General features: G+C 73.5%; 14 protein-coding genes. 8 read left to right on the plus strand and 6 right to left on the minus strand.

The genetic code is table 11. The features are described 5' to 3' along the window. The first annotated feature begins 195 nt into the window (after window positions 1-195). Window positions 196-969, plus strand: a complete 774-nt coding sequence (locus OG715_RS05940; protein WP_266276738.1) for an SDR family oxidoreductase — start codon at window positions 196-198, stop codon at window positions 967-969. Between the two features lie 424 nt (window positions 970-1,393). Beyond that, a complete protein-coding gene (locus OG715_RS05945) occupies window positions 1,394-2,581 on the plus strand; it encodes an ROK family protein (RefSeq protein WP_266276736.1) in 1,188 nt (395 codons plus the stop codon). Here the strand turns inward: OG715_RS05945 and OG715_RS05950 are convergent. The 5 genes from OG715_RS05950 to OG715_RS05970 form a co-directional block, all read right to left on the minus strand. Then, window positions 2,541-2,939 carry a hypothetical protein gene (locus OG715_RS05950; RefSeq protein ID WP_266276734.1) on the minus strand — a complete coding sequence of 133 codons (399 nt, stop codon included), beginning with the start codon at window positions 2,937-2,939 and terminating at the stop codon, window positions 2,541-2,543. The genes OG715_RS05945 and OG715_RS05950 overlap by 41 nt on opposite strands. Further along, window positions 2,936-3,370, minus strand: a complete 435-nt coding sequence (locus OG715_RS05955) for a hypothetical protein (protein ID WP_266276732.1) — start codon at window positions 3,368-3,370, stop codon at window positions 2,936-2,938. Before OG715_RS05955 ends, OG715_RS05950 begins: the two co-directional genes overlap by 4 nt. Window positions 3,371-3,386: 16 nt before the next feature. After that, window positions 3,387-3,638, minus strand: a complete 252-nt coding sequence (locus OG715_RS05960) for a hypothetical protein (RefSeq protein WP_266276730.1) — start codon at window positions 3,636-3,638, stop codon at window positions 3,387-3,389. Beyond that, window positions 3,635-4,273: a hypothetical protein gene (locus tag OG715_RS05965; RefSeq protein WP_266276728.1), complete on the minus strand. Its 639-nt coding sequence runs from the start codon at window positions 4,271-4,273 to the stop codon at window positions 3,635-3,637. The genes OG715_RS05960 and OG715_RS05965 overlap by 4 nt, the downstream gene beginning before the upstream one ends. A gap of 273 nt (window positions 4,274-4,546) precedes the next feature. Beyond that, window positions 4,547-5,326, minus strand: a complete 780-nt coding sequence (locus OG715_RS05970) for a GntR family transcriptional regulator (protein WP_266277438.1) — start codon at window positions 5,324-5,326, stop codon at window positions 4,547-4,549. A 275-nt stretch (window positions 5,327-5,601) separates the two neighbouring features. Here OG715_RS05970 and OG715_RS05975 point away from each other — a divergent pair, with 275 nt between their 5' ends. The 3 genes from OG715_RS05975 to OG715_RS05985 all read left to right on the plus strand — a co-directional run bounded on the left by OG715_RS05975 (window position 5,602) and on the right by OG715_RS05985 (window position 10,099). Beyond that, entirely contained in the window at window positions 5,602-6,405 is an 804-nt protein-coding gene (locus tag OG715_RS05975) for an exodeoxyribonuclease III (protein ID WP_266276726.1), read from the plus strand. 287 nt (window positions 6,406-6,692) lie between these two features. After that, window positions 6,693-7,133 carry a universal stress protein gene (locus OG715_RS05980; protein ID WP_266276724.1) on the plus strand — a complete coding sequence of 147 codons (441 nt, stop codon included), beginning with the start codon at window positions 6,693-6,695 and terminating at the stop codon, window positions 7,131-7,133. A 2-nt stretch (window positions 7,134-7,135) separates the two neighbouring features. Continuing rightward, on the plus strand, window positions 7,136-10,099 hold the full coding sequence (locus OG715_RS05985) for a cation-translocating P-type ATPase (protein WP_266276722.1): 2,964 nt from the start codon (window positions 7,136-7,138) through the stop codon (window positions 10,097-10,099). A 36-nt stretch (window positions 10,100-10,135) separates the two neighbouring features. On the opposite strand, the gene OG715_RS05990 is transcribed toward OG715_RS05985, so the two are convergent. Further along, window positions 10,136-10,507 carry a cation transporting ATPase C-terminal domain-containing protein gene (locus OG715_RS05990; RefSeq protein WP_266276720.1) on the minus strand — a complete coding sequence of 124 codons (372 nt, stop codon included), beginning with the start codon at window positions 10,505-10,507 and terminating at the stop codon, window positions 10,136-10,138. Here OG715_RS05990 and OG715_RS05995 point away from each other — a divergent pair. From OG715_RS05995 to OG715_RS06005, 3 genes are all read left to right on the plus strand, one after another. Continuing rightward, window positions 10,506-11,042, plus strand: coding sequence for an ester cyclase (locus tag OG715_RS05995; RefSeq protein WP_266276717.1), 537 nt, complete (start codon window positions 10,506-10,508; stop codon window positions 11,040-11,042). The two genes, OG715_RS05990 and OG715_RS05995, sit on opposite strands and share 2 nt — an antisense overlap. Window positions 11,043-11,381: 339 nt before the next feature. Next, window positions 11,382-12,131 (plus strand): SDR family oxidoreductase, encoded by a 750-nt coding sequence (locus tag OG715_RS06000; protein WP_266276715.1) that lies wholly within the window; start codon window positions 11,382-11,384, stop codon window positions 12,129-12,131. An 86-nt stretch (window positions 12,132-12,217) separates the two neighbouring features. After that, window positions 12,218-13,180 carry a pyridoxamine 5'-phosphate oxidase family protein gene (locus OG715_RS06005; protein WP_266276713.1) on the plus strand — a complete coding sequence of 321 codons (963 nt, stop codon included), beginning with the start codon at window positions 12,218-12,220 and terminating at the stop codon, window positions 13,178-13,180. The last annotated feature ends 382 nt before the right edge of the window (window positions 13,181-13,562 follow it).

Below are 13,562 nucleotides of genomic sequence, written 5' to 3' on the forward strand. Positions count from 1 at the left end.
ATACGGGCCCTGAGCAGGTGCTCCTCACCGCTGCGGGCCGACCGGGACCCGAGCGCGGCCCGACCGCGAACCGACCGGCCCCACAACCGTGTTGACCCCGGCCCGACTCGGCCGGATCCCGACCCCGGGACGGCGCGCCGGGCGGGTAGGTTCTCCCCGGAGCCGGTGTGCGGCCGGCCGGGAGCGGGGGTCACGGTGTCGGACAAGGTGCTGGCGGGCCGCGCGGCGGTCGTCACGGGCGGCTCGCGCGGGATCGGGCGGGCCGTGGTGGAGCGGCTCGCCGCGGACGGCGCGGACGTGGTGTTCGGGTACGCGCACGACGACGCGTCAGCGGCCGAGGTGGTCCGCGCGGTGGCCGCGAACGGCGCCGCCGCCGGGGCGACCGGGGCCGGGCGGGTGTACGCCGTCCGGGCCGACCTCGGTACGCCGGAGGGCCCGGAGCGGCTGATGGCCGCCGCCGAGGAGGAGCTCGGCGGGCTGGACATCCTCGTCAACAACGCCGCCCGTGCCGTCACCCGGGCCCCGCTCGCCGAGACCGACCCGGCGGACTTCGACGCCACCATGGCCGTCAACGCCCGCGCGGTGTTCCTGACCCTCCGGTACGCGGCGCGGCGGATGCGCGACGGCGGCCGGATCGTCAACATCTCCTCCCTCAACACCCGCCGCCCGATGCCGGGGATCGCCGCCTACCTGGCCGGCAAGGGGGCGCTGGAGCAGCTGACCGAGGCCGCCGCGGTGGAGCTGGGGCCGCGCGGGATCACCGCCAACACCGTCTCCCCCGGGCCGACCGAGACCGAGATGCTGCGGTCCGTCAATCCCCCGCACGCGCTGGAGACGGTGGCCGGGCTGACCCCGCTGCGGCGGCTCGGGCAGCCGGCGGACGTCGCGGACGTGGTCGCGTTCCTGGTCGGTCCGGACGCGCGATGGGTGTCCGGGCAGAACCTCGGGGCGACCGGCGGCCTGCGCTGAGTCCCTGCGGCCCTGCGGCGGCCCCGGTCAGCTGCTCCGGCGCCCCCTGCGGCCCGCCCCGGGCCCCGGCGCCCCGCCCGAGCGAGCCCCGCGCCGCGCCGGACCGGCCCCGGCGAGGGCCCGGCCGGGCCCGGCCGGGCCCGGATCACGCACCGCCACCCAGTGCGTACCATTTCGATACCGAAGCCTGGATGAGCTGGGAAGATGCTCGCCGCTCGGGCCCGGGCCCCGGTAGCATCCGGCACAGGCCGTCCGGCCCGGCGCAGGCGCCGCAGCGCCGTCGTGCCGGTCCGCCGGGCGGCGGACACCCGCGGGCCCTCCGGGGGCGGCCTCCGGCACCACAGCCCGGCGGCCCCGGCCGGCCGTGCCCGCGTCCACGGCACGCGCGCCAGGGCAGTCGCGCGGAACGGCGAAGGGCAGCGTCTTGGCGGATCGACTCACCGGTGGCGACTCCTCACTACTGCGGCGGATCAACGCCGCGGTGACCCTCCGGGCACTGCGCGAGGGCCATGCGGTGACCCTGACCCAGTTGGTCGGCGACACCGGGCTCTCCCGCCCGACCGTCGAGGGCGTCATCGAGGGGCTGGTGGAGACCGGGCTGGTCGCCGAGGTCGAGCAGCCGCCGCAACCGGACGGCCAGCCCGCCGCCGGTCGGCGCGGCCGGCCGGCCCGCTGGTTCCGGTTCCGGGCCGAGGCCGGACACATCCTCGGCATCGAGATCGGCGTCCACGACATCCGGATCATCCTCGCCGACCTGGCCGGCGTGGTGGTGGGCAGCCACTTCAGACCCGTCGAGGAGACCCTGGACGCGGAGGAACGGCTCACCGCCGTCCGGTCCGTGGTCGCCGAGGTGCTGCGCAAGGCGGGCGTCTCCCGGGACAACCTGTGGGCGGTCGGCGTCGGCACCCCGGGCATCGTCGACCGGGACGGCACCGTCCAGTTGGGCACCGCGATGGCCGGCTGGACCGGCCTGGACCTGGGCGCCCGGCTGCGCCGCTCGTTCCGCTGCCCGGTGATGATCGAGAACGACGCCAACCTCGCCGCCATCGCCGAGCACTGGCAGGGCGCGGCGGTCGGCGCCGACGACGTGGTGTTCGTGATGGCCGGTCTCAGCCCGGGCGCCGGCTCGCTCATCAACGGCCGCCTGCACCGGGGCTTCGGCGGCGCGGCCGGCGAGATCGGCGCCCTGCACCTGCTCGGCCAGGAGGTGACGCCGGAGCGGCTGCTCTCCACCACCGGCAAGCCGCTCAACCCGCTGGACGAGGCGGCGGTGGCCCGGGTGCTGAAGCTCGCCCGCGAGGGCGACGAGGTGGCACAGGTCGCCACCGACCGGTTCCTGACCCGGCTGGTCCAGAGCGTCGCCGCGCTCGTCCTGGCCATCGACCCGCAGCTGGTGGTCGTCGGCGGCTGGGCCGCCGGCCTGGACGGCGTCCTCGACCCGCTGCGCGAGCGCCTCGCCCGCTTCACCCTCCGCGCCCCCGAGGTCGCCCTCGCCGCCCTCGGCTCCGAGGTGGTCGCCATGGGCGCCCTCCGGGTCGCCCTCGACCAGGTCGAGGAACAGCTCTTCGCCGTCAACCCCCCGACGGGCGAGCCGACTCCGGCCCGCGCCTGACCGCGCCGGGCCCGTACAGGCCGATCCCGCCCCGCCACGGCAGCTCGTCCTCGAAGTCGCAGGCGGCGACGGCGGGCCGGCCGGCGCCGTGGAGGGCGAGGAGCATCCGGGTGACCAGCGCGACCGCCCCGCCCGGGGCCGACCCGGGCGGGAAGTCGATCTCCACGGTGACCGGCCGGCGCAGGAAGTCCGCCGTGCCCGCCACCGCGTCCTCGTTGCGACGGACCTCGACCACGGCCTCCGCCGGCACCGACTCCCCGTCCACGAACCGCTCGCCGATGGCGGCCTCCAGCACCACCCGGGTCGCCCGGAGGCCGCCATCGACGAAGATCCGGCAGAACGCACCGGCCTCCGTCATCGGCCGGGGCCGAAGTCGGGATCGCCGAGGTCGATGGTCAGGCTGTTGTAGCAGTTGTTGGTGAAGGTCGCCAGCGGCCAGTCGACGGCGATGGCGACCAGCTCGTTGCAGAACAGGTGCACGAGCCAGACGAGGTTGCCGTCGAAGTCGATCCGCGCGAAGAACCCGTCCGACCCGTGCGATCCTCCGCCGCTGACCAGCCGTCCGGAACCGTCCGGCAGCGAGGCCTCGGCGAAGACGTAGGCGCAGGCGGTCCACTCCGGGTCCTCCGCCATCAGGGCGTCCAGGTCGAGCGGCTCCCCCAGGGTGAAACCGGTCAGATTCGCGTCGTCGCAGTCCGCCTCCCGGCCGGTGCCGTCCGCCCGGAACAGCCCGCACTCGACCGGCATCTCACCGGCCGCCCAGAGGGCCACGATTGCCGCCGTGGTCACGCCTTCCATCGACCGATCAGCCTCCCAGCCTCTGCTGCGCCGTGTCCAGCGCCCATTGGACGAACGCCACCGGTAGTTCGGCCACCTCGGCGGGCACGCTGACCACCGCGTCCTGCCAGCTGCCCTCCTCCGGCCGGACGACGGCGAGCACCGTTCCGTGCTCGTCGATCCGCCGGTCCCGGAACTCGACGATCCAGGTGTCGGGATCCGAGCCCTCCGACTCGATCACCCGGGTCTCCGGACCGGGCTGCCACTCCCCCGCCCTCATCGACCGCTCACCGAGGTGAGGCCGGGGGCGAACGCGCCGCGCACCGCAGCCGCGGGCAGCCCGCTCAGGGCGTCGGCGGTCGGCCCGGCGAGGAGGAGGGTCTCGGGCAGCAGGGGGACGGCCGTCGTCGTGCCGCCGACCACCGCGTCCCAGTCGAACTCGGCGGTCCGCCCCGTCCGGTCGACGACGAGGGCTGTCGTCTCCCCCGGGCGGGCCCGCACCTCGCCGAGCAGGACGTCCGTCACCGTGTCCGCCTCCCGGGCCGTCAGGGCGTCGAGGAAGTAGGTGTGCTTCTCCCAGCCGTAGCCCGAGTACGCGATCCCGCACACCAGGTCGTCGTCCGGGGTGAACCACCACTTCACCGTGAGGTCGCCGAGGGAGAGTCCGACGAGCTCGGCGACCCGCTCGACCGGCAGCCGGACGTGCTCGCCCCCCACGTCCAGCAGGACGGCGGTGTCGAGCGAGACCACCGCGTCGGGACGGCCCGGTCCGTGGCGGAGGAAGACGTCCACTTCTCCGCCCTCCTTCGAGCTGTCGACCAGGACACGCTCGATGAAGTGGTCGCCGAGGTCGGCGAGGTCGGCGAGATCGGCCGCAGCCTGCTCGCAGGCGGCGGCGAGCGACTCAGCGGTCAAGGTTCCCTCCGTGGTCGTGCGACTGCGTCCGATTGCCCTACCGGTCTTACCACAAAGGGTAGTTCTTGTCGTTCGACCCGGGATCGAACATCGAGGTGCGGGTCACCCCGGCCGGCGGCGGTGGTGGAGGTGAGGCGGCTGCGCGGGTGGTGGGCGGCGGTTCCGGTGCCGGCGGACCCGTGACCCGCCCCCTCCCCCGTACGCGCGGAAACGGCCCAGGCCCGGACGCCTGTGGGGCGTTCGGGCCTGGGCCTGAGGGTTTTCGGGAGTGGTTCAGGAGGCGGCGGCACCCACGGGGGCGGGGGTGGCGCCGACGGGGGTGACCTCGACGAGGCCGGTCCCGCCGAAGGTGAGCTTGCAGGTGTCCGCGCGGTAGGTGGCGACGGCGAGGGCGACCAGGCGGCCGGCGGCGGCGTACTGGGTGGTCATCACCAGGACCGGCGAGCCGGGCGGACGCTCCAGCAGGGCGGCCTCCTCGGCCTCGGCGACGCCCAGCTCGACCGAGCGGGACTCGCCGTCGACCTCCAGGCGCTCCAGCTGGCGCAGCACCGAGCGGGCGCGGTCGCTCTCGGCGCGGAAGCCGGGCAGGTGCGGCAGCACGGCGGCCGGCACGTGCAGCGACTCGGAGGCCACGGTCCGGCCCTGCACCAGGCGGACCCGGCGGACGGTGTGCACGGGCGCGCCCTCGGGGACGCCGAGCGCCGCGGCCAGTCGGCGGGCGGCCGGCGCGGTGGTGCAGTCCACCGCGCGCCAGGCCTGGGTGCGGGCGGCGCCGGGCCAGCCCTCCTCCTGCCGGTTCACGGGGACGCCGACCCGGGGGGCGGCGATCAGGGTGCCGATGCCGCGCCGGCGGACCAGTCGGCCCTCAAGCTCCAGCTGGTCGAGCGCCTGCCGCAGCGTGGCCCGGGCGACGCCGAAGCGGGCGGAGAGCTCGCGCTCGTTGGGGAGGATCTGGCCGGTGGAGAACTCCGTGTCGATGGCGCGGAGCAGCACCGTGCGCAGGTGCCAGTACTTCGGCTCCGGAACCGCCGAGAGCTGCCCTGTCGTTCCCACCATGTCCTCCACCCGGTTTTCTTCCGCTGTGCCCGAAAGAGGTCGGTTCCGGCCCGCTGCCCGCTGTTGCGGCAGGTGGGAGAGCGGGCTTTTTCCGTCCTTCTTTATTAAAGGTCTTTGCAGTAAGTGACCCTAGGGGCTGTATCGGGAGATGGTCAAGACCAATGGCGGCCCCCGGCACGACCACCTCACAGTTTCATGGTGCGTTCACGCCAACCACCCAAGCGGACGCGGCGCATCCCGCCCCTGTCGGTGCCGGTCGGTAGGCTGCCCGGGTGATCGTGGTGACGAGTGTGAATGTGAACGGAATCCGGGCAGCGGCCAAGAAGGGCTTCATCGAGTGGCTCGCCGCCACCGAGGCGGACGTGGTCTGCCTGCAGGAGGTGCGCTCCGAGCCCGAGCAGCTCCCCGCGGAGCTGCGCGACCTGGACGGCTGGCACACGGTGTGGGCCCCGGCCGCCACCAAGGGCCGGGCCGGTGTCGCCGTCCTCTCCCGCCAGGAGCCGAGCCGGACGACCGTCGGCTTCGAATCGGCGGAATTCGACAATTCGGGCAGGTATGTCGAAATCGATCTGCCGGGCCTGACCGTGGCGAGCCTCTACCTCCCCTCCGGGGAAGTCGGCACCGAGCGCCAGGACGAGAAGGAGCGCTTCATGGCGGAGTTCCTCGTCCACCTGGGGAAGCTCCGCACCCGCGCCGCCGCCGACGGCCGCGAGGTCGTGGTCTGCGGCGACTGGAACATCGCCCACCGCCCCGAGGACCTCAAGAACTGGAAGGCCAACCAGAAGGCCGCCGGCTTCCTCCCCGAGGAGCGCGCCTGGCTCTCCCGGGTCTACGACGAGGCCGGCTACGTCGACGTCGTCCGCCGCCTGCACCCCGACCGCACCGGCCCCTACTCCTGGTGGTCCTACCGGGGCCGCGCCTTCGACAACGACTCGGGGTGGCGAATTGACTTGGTTTGTACAACGGAGGGTATCGCACGACGCTGTACCGAGGCCTATGTGGAGCGGCCGGCCTCCCACGCCGAGCGCTGGTCCGACCATGCTCCCGTCACGGCGGTCTTCGACCACAAGTTCTGACTCAGTGGCCCAGCTGAAGGCCTCGTCACGGGCTGTCAGCTCGGCCTCCCGGGGGGATCACACCCAGTTCCTTCTGGTGGGCGAAGACCTCCTCACGAAGTCGGTGAGCCCCAGTGCGGCTCCGCTCCATGCTGCGGCGCGGGTCAGGGGCAGGCCGAAAGGCAGGTGGCCCCGTCAGCCGTGGGCCTGTCGGCCCTCGCGGCCGATCGCTGGGGGACTTACGGTGCCGGTAGGGGCACGGCGGCCGACCCCGGCTCGTCGACCCCGCGTACGGGTGGAGGAGAGCCATGACGTCCGCCGACGAACGCCGTCCGATCGTGTTCGACGTAGATGCCCCCGAACCCGGGCCCGAACCCGTGGCCCTGGCCTGGGCCGCCGACGCGGCCGACCGACGCGGCCTGCCGCTGCGGCTGCTCCACGCCGCACCGCCGGTCATTCACGACCTGCGCGGCTTCGAGGAGGAGACGGCCGTCCGGACGCTGCACCGGCTGCTCGCCGAGAGCACGGCCGGACGGTCCATGGCCTTTCCTGACCTGGAACTCACCCGCGAGGTGATCCGCGGCCATCCGGTCGAGGAGTTGGCCATGGCGTCCGAACACACCCTCGCCGTGGTGGTGGGTCGGCGCGGCCGTGGCGGGTTCACCGGTATGCGCATCGGGTCCCTCCCGCACGGGCTGCTGCACCGCGCACACTGCCTGGTCGTCACGGTTCCCCGATTCCCGTCCTGACCATGCCCGCCGAAGCCGCGAACCCACTCCCCCCGGCCCAGGAGGTCGGGGAGACCGGCAGCACGGACCCACGCGAGCCGCTCGCCCTGCTCTTCCATGATCTGCGCAGCTCCCCGCAGGGCCTCACGGAACGTGAGGCAGACCGCCGTCTGACGGTCTACGGACCCAATGCCCTCGTGCGCCGCGGCGGACGGCGCTGGCCCCGGGAGCTGGCGCAGCAGTTCACCCACCCGCTGGCGCTGCTGCTGGCGTTCGCCGCGCTCCTGGCGGCCCTCAGCGGTGCTCTCGCGCTGGCGGTGGCGATCCTGGCGGTGATCCTGCTCAATGCGCTGCTCGCCTTCGTTCAGGAGCGGCAGGCCGAGCAGGCCGTGGAGGCGCTCGCCGACTTCCTGCCCGAGCAGGCGACGGTGGTGCGCGCCGGAGTGCGTCGCCAGGTGCCCGCCGCCACGCTGGTGCCCGGTGACGTCCTGGTGATCGAGGAGGGTGACCAGGTCTCCGCCGACGCTCGCCTGCTGTCGGGCGGTGTGGAGGTCGATCTGTCCGCGCTGACCGGTGAGTCCGTCCCGGTGTACCGCTCCGCCGAGGTCACGGACGTCTCCGGGCCCGTCCTGGGCGCGCGTGACCTGCTCTTCTCGGGCAGTGCCTGCACGGGGGGTCAGGCCGTGGCCATGGTCATCGCCACCGGCATGCACACCGAGCTGGGCCGGATCGCCGCCTTGACCGAGCGCACCCACCGGGAGGAGAGCCCGCTGGAGCACCAGGTCAAGCGGGTCGCCCGGCTGATCGCGGTGGTCGCCGTCGGTGTGGGGGTGGCGTTCCTGCCGCTGGGGCTCGGCGCCGGGCTGTCGCTCGCTGCAGCCGTGTCCTTCGCGATCGGTCTGCTGGTCGCCAATGTGCCCGAGGGGCTGCTGCCGACCATCACCCTTTCCCTCGCTGCCGGGGTCCGTGAGCTGGCTCGCCGCGGTGCTGTGGTCAAGCGGCTGTCCGCAGTGGAGACGCTGGGCTCGACCACGGTCATCTGCACCGACAAGACCGGGACTCTGACCGAGAACCGGATGCGTGTCACGGCGGTCTGGACCCCCGGCGGTGAACTCCCCGTCGGTGAACTCCCCGTCGGCGACGCTCCGCACGGTCCCGCTGAACTCCTCCTGCTCGCGGATGCGGCCGCCACCTGCACCACGGCCGACCCGGTAGCCGGCCGCGGCGACCCGACCGAACTCGCCCTGCTGGACCTGGCAGCCCGGGCGGGTGCACCCTGCCCGCCGGAGCGGCGCGACCGCGAGCGCCGGGCGCTGTTCCGCTTCGACCCGCACGTCAAACTGATGACCACCGCCGACGAACGCGACGGCACGCTCGTCCTGCACAGCAAGGGCGCACCGGAGGAGGTCCTCACCCACGCCGTCGACCTGCTCGACCACGGCACCGTACGCGCGCTCACCCCTGCGGACCGCAGCGAGGTCGTGCACGCCGTCGGCCGACTGGCCGAGCACGGGCTGCGGGTCCTCGCTGTGGCCCGGCGGCCGCTCGCTCCCGGGCAGCAGCCACCGGCCCACCGCGAGGAGGCCGAACAGCGGCTGTGCCTGATCGGCCTGGTCGCCATGGCCGACCCACCCCGGCCGGAGGTCGCCCGAGCCATCGAACAGGCCCACCGGGCCGGGATCACCGTACACGTGGTCACCGGCGACAACGGCCTGACGGCGGCCGCCGTCGCCGAGCAGGTCGGCATCGGCCACCGCGGCATGCGCATCGTCACCGGCACGGAACTGGATGCGATGGGCGACGACCGGCTGGACGCGCTGCTCGGCCGCGGCGAGGAGGTGATCTTCGCGCGCACCTCGCCGGAGGCCAAGCTTCGGATCGCCGACGCCCTGCGCGCCGAGGGCCACACCGTCGCGATGACCGGGGACGGCGTCAACGACGCCCCCGCGCTGCGGCGCGCCGACATCGGTGTGGCGATGGGCCGTTCCGGCACCGACGTCGCCCGCGAAGCCGCGACGATGGTGCTGACCGACGACAACTTCGCCACGATCGTGGCGGCGGTGGAGGCGGGTCGGCGGACCTATGACAACATCCGCAAGTTCATCGTCTACATCTTCAGCCACGCGGTCCCCGAGGTCGTCCCGTTCCTGGTCTTCGCGCTCGCGGGCGGCACTGTTCCGCTACCGCTGACGGTGATGCAGATCCTCGCCATCGACCTCGGCACCGACACCCTGCCCGCCCTCGCCCTCGGCCGTGAGAAGGCCGAGCCCGGGCTGATGGACCGTCCGCCCCGCCCGCGTGACGAGCGGGTGATCCGAGGGGCGATGCTCGCCCGCTCCTGGGGGTTCCTCGGGCTGATCTCCGCCACCCTGGTCATGGGCGGCTACTTCCTCACCCTCACCTCGGGCGGCTGGCACCCCGGCGACCCGACCGGCGCGGGCACCGCACTGCACCTGACGTATCAACAGGCCACCACGGTCGTCTGGCTCGGCATCGTCTTCTGCCAGGTCGGCGCCGCCTTCGCCGCCCGCACCGAACACGCCTCACTGCGCACGATCGGGGTCTTCAGCAACCCGCAGCTGCTCAGCGGCATCGCCTTCGCCCTGGCGTTCGCCGCCGCGATCGTCTACGTTCCCGCCCTGCACCAGGTGTTCGGCACCGCGGCGCTCAGTCCGGCGCAGCTCGCGGTCGTCGTCCCCTTCCCGTTCGTGGTCTGGGGTGCGGACGAGCTGCGGCGGGGCCTGGTGCGGCGTCGTACGGCCGCGCTCCCGATGCCGCCTGCGCCCGCCCCGCCCGCGCCGGTCCGGCCCGCACCGGTCCGGCCCGCTGTCGAGGTGCCCGCCCACCACCCGCTGACCGTCCTCCTCGCCCGGCACGGCTGGGACGCCACCCGCCTCGTCCACGCGCTGGGCGTCAGCGAGCACGCGGCGGCCGAGGTGGTCGCCCACGCCCGCCGGATCGCCGCCGAGCACGGGCACCGGGCGTAGTGACATCGCCGCCCGCCCAGGGTGCCACCCCGCTCCTCAACGCCTCGGAGAACCGGGGTCGACCGGGTCCTCCCGTTCGGGCCGGCCGGCCACGCGAGCCGCGGCGAAGGCAACCGCTGCGGCGGCCGTCGCCGCGCCGCCGTCCGCCCAGGACAGCGGCTCGGTCTCCAACACGTCCCGGAGGAACGGTACGTAGAGCGCCGCGACGCCCGGCCCCGCCGAGGCCAGGACCGCCAGCGGGAGGAACGGATTCGCCCGCGTGAACAGCCGCTCCCGCAAGCCGAGCACCACGCCGGGCTGCAGGTCGAGCCTGGGCGCCGGAAGCGTCCGGCCAATTGGCGCCGCCCCGCGCGCCGCGCGAGGCTGAGAAGGGGCACACACCCCCGGCGACCACCAGAAGAACGTCATGAGCGCGCCCGTCTCACCTGTCACGCCGGTCGAGGTCGCGCGGAGCGCGGCCGACGCCCTCAGCGCCGGCGATCTCAACCGGTTCGCCGAACTCGTCCACGAGGACGCCACTTACGACATCCTCCCCTTCGGAGAGCAACGCGGACGGGTAGCGGTGAAGGAGTTCTTCACGGAGTTCCGTGGTGCCTTGCCGGACTTCTCGATGACCGTTGAGGCTGTCACCGGGGCCGGGGAGCAGGTCGCCGTCGCATGGCGCATCACGGGCACGTTCAACGGCAAACCGTTCCAGGGTTTCACGCCGAACAATCACGCCTTCGACATCCGTGGCATCGACTTCATGGACGTCGATTCCGGCCGCGTCCGACACGATCGAGTCGCCTTCGACGGTGCCGAATGGGCCCGTCAGCTCGGGCTGTTGCCACCCCGGGGCTCGGCTGCCGAACGCACCGTGCGGACCGCCTTCAACACCAGGACTCGAGTCGTCCGACGCTGGCACGAACGCAAGCACGCAGATGACCACGGCGGTCACGGCTGAGTTCCGCCCGCGCCGCAGCACCGAGCAGACGATCACCGCACGACGCGCCGCGGAGCATCGCACCCGGCACCGCAGCGTGGGCGTCACCTCCACCCGACTCCTGCTGCGCCGCGCTCGCCGGCCACCCGGCGTTGTCCGTCGCGTCCGTTCCCAGCCATCGGTCGGCTCCCGTTCCCGGCAGGCCAGCCGGCTCCGCTGCCTTCACCACCGCCGTGTCGTAGTCCCTCACTACCCGATCTCACGGTTCCGCCGGCAGCTGCCTCGGCCGTCCGAAGTGCGGCTGGTGTCTCCACTGCCCAGGCTGGAAGTGGTACCGCCATCGGAGAACGGGAGGCCGTCATGGGTCGCTTGGACAGCAGGGCCGCGATCGTCACGGGCGGCGCGCGCGGGATCGGCGCGGCGATCGCCCGCCGGTTCGCAGCAGAGGGCGCGGCAGTGACCATCGCGGACGTCCTGCGCGAGGAAGGTGAGTCGCTCGCGGCCGAACTCGGGCCGCCCACGAGGTTCCACACCTTGGACGTCACCAACCCGCACGACTGGTCGGCCGCGATCGCGGAGGCCGAGCGCGCGGTGGGTCCGCTGTCACTCCTGGTGAACAACGCCGGGATACTCGAATTCGGCAGCATCGAGATGCAGGCTCCCGAGTCCTTCCGCCGGGTCCTGGACGTCAACCTCTACGGCGCCTGGCTCGGCCTGCACACCGCGGTCCCCGCGCTGCGCCGCGCCGGCGGCGGTGTGGTGGTCAACATCTCCTCAACCGCCGGCCTGATGGGATACGCCGAGCTCGGCGCCTACACGGCCAGCAAGTGGGGGCTGCGCGGCCTCACCAAGGCCGCCGCCCTGGAACTCGCCCGCGACGGTGTCCGGGTCTGCTCCATCCACCCGGGGCCGATCAGCACACCGATGACCGCTGGAATGGACGACTCGGTCACCTCGGGTCAGCCCATTCCCCGCTTCGGCCGCCCGGAGGAGGTCGCCGCGATGGCCCTGTTCGTGGCCGCTGACGCCACCTACTCGACCGGATGCGAGTTCGTCGTCGACGGTGGCGCGACGGCCGGCAGCATGATCCTCGCTGACCCCGCGACGTAACTCAGCGCCGAATGGAGATCTACCTGGTCCGCTCGCCGACCGACCGACACCGCGCTCCACGCCCGAGATTCTCCTGGGAGACCGAAATGAGAGCCGCCATCGGAGACCGCGTCATCGTAGAAAGCACGCGCCCCGGCGTACCGCGGCGCGACGGAAAGGTGACCGCACTGCACCGGCCGGACGGCGAACCGCCCTGGGAGGTCCTGTGGTCGGACACCGGGCACTCCACCCTGTTCTTCCCCGGTCCGGACAGTCGCCTGCACCACTTCACCCGCCAAGACCCGAACAGGCAGGCGCCCCGGCCGTCCGACCGACCGCACATCTCCCCGAAGACGGAGCGGAGCGAGCCGACCGGGCCCGGAGAACCCACGGGCGGTCCGGAACGGGCCAGGCCGAGCAGCCCCGGCGACCTCGGCAGACGAGTCGCGCTGCGTCGTGAGCAGCTGGGACTCAGCCGGGAACAGGCCGCGGTCCGGGCCGGCATGGCGGTGAGGTACCTGGAGTACCTGGAAACCTCGCCCACCGACGTCGAGAGGGGAGCACTGGCCAGGCTGGCCGCCGTGCTGGACACCTCGGCCACGCAGTTGCTGGGCGGCGGACTCGACCTGCCGCCCGGCCCCGCGAGCGCCGCCGCGCACCCGGTACTGGAAGAGCTGGCACGTTCCGAGTGCTGGGAGCGACTGTCCACCGACGGAGTCGGCCGGGTGGCCCTCGGAACCGCAACGGGTCCGATCGTCCTCCCGGTCAACTACTGGGTGCTGGACGGCACACTGATCTTCCGCACAGCTGCCGACGGCCCGCTGGCCGCCACCGTCGGCCGGCGCGTCGCCTTCGAGGTCGACCGGATCGACGAGGTGCTGCGCACCGGCTGGAGCGTGCTGGCCACCGGTGACGCCCACCGGATCGACGACCGGCCGGCGCTGGCCCACCTGAAACAACGCGACAAGCCGTCACCCTGGGCGGGCGGTGAGCGCGAGCTGTGGGTCCGGATCAAGCCGACCGAACTCAGCGGCCGCGTGATCCGTACCGCCGACGACCCGACGCGGTGACGCCCGTCCGACGACGTGGTGGCCCCCACCCGTCACCGGCGCGGTCGGGCCCGGTGGCCTTCGCGCCCGAGTCGGCCCGCCCGGCCCGCAGCGGCTGCCGCCCCGGGTAGACCAGGGCCTGGCCGGCCGCGAACTCGGCGCCGATCTCCGTACCGGCGGATCGTCGGGGTTACGGTGCGCGGTGGAGGGCGCGGCTCTCCGGTGTGCCGTCACCGGTGTCGAGGGCGGTGCGGGGCTCCCGGTCGAGTAGGAGCGGGAGGCGAGCCGGGCGCCTTCAACCGGTACCGCAGCCACCCCCGCCGCGGGTCGCTCCCCAGGTCAGCAGGTGAGGCCGGAGGAGGAAGCCGTGGACGGCGAGGGCGAGCGCCGATCCGAGGGCGAC

The organism is Kitasatospora purpeofusca, assembly GCF_036010405.1.
Lineage (GTDB): Bacteria > Actinomycetota > Actinomycetes > Streptomycetales > Streptomycetaceae > Kitasatospora > Kitasatospora purpeofusca.

Coding starts and splice junctions, on each gene's coding strand:
- OG715_RS05990 (WP_266276720.1), bottom strand. CDS start 10,507: ATGACGTTCTTCTGGTGGTCGCCGGGGGTGTGTGCCCCTTCTCAGCCT.
- OG715_RS05960 (WP_266276730.1), bottom strand. CDS start 3,638: ATGAGGGCGGGGGAGTGGCAGCCCGGTCCGGAGACCCGGGTGATCGAG.
- OG715_RS06005 (WP_266276713.1), top strand. CDS start 12,218: ATGAGAGCCGCCATCGGAGACCGCGTCATCGTAGAAAGCACGCGCCCC.
- OG715_RS05980 (WP_266276724.1), top strand. CDS start 6,693: ATGACGTCCGCCGACGAACGCCGTCCGATCGTGTTCGACGTAGATGCC.
- OG715_RS06000 (WP_266276715.1), top strand. CDS start 11,382: ATGGGTCGCTTGGACAGCAGGGCCGCGATCGTCACGGGCGGCGCGCGC.
- OG715_RS05950 (WP_266276734.1), bottom strand. CDS start 2,939: ATGACGGAGGCCGGTGCGTTCTGCCGGATCTTCGTCGATGGCGGCCTC.
- OG715_RS05985 (WP_266276722.1), top strand. CDS start 7,136: ATGCCCGCCGAAGCCGCGAACCCACTCCCCCCGGCCCAGGAGGTCGGG.
- OG715_RS05995 (WP_266276717.1), top strand. CDS start 10,506: ATGAGCGCGCCCGTCTCACCTGTCACGCCGGTCGAGGTCGCGCGGAGC.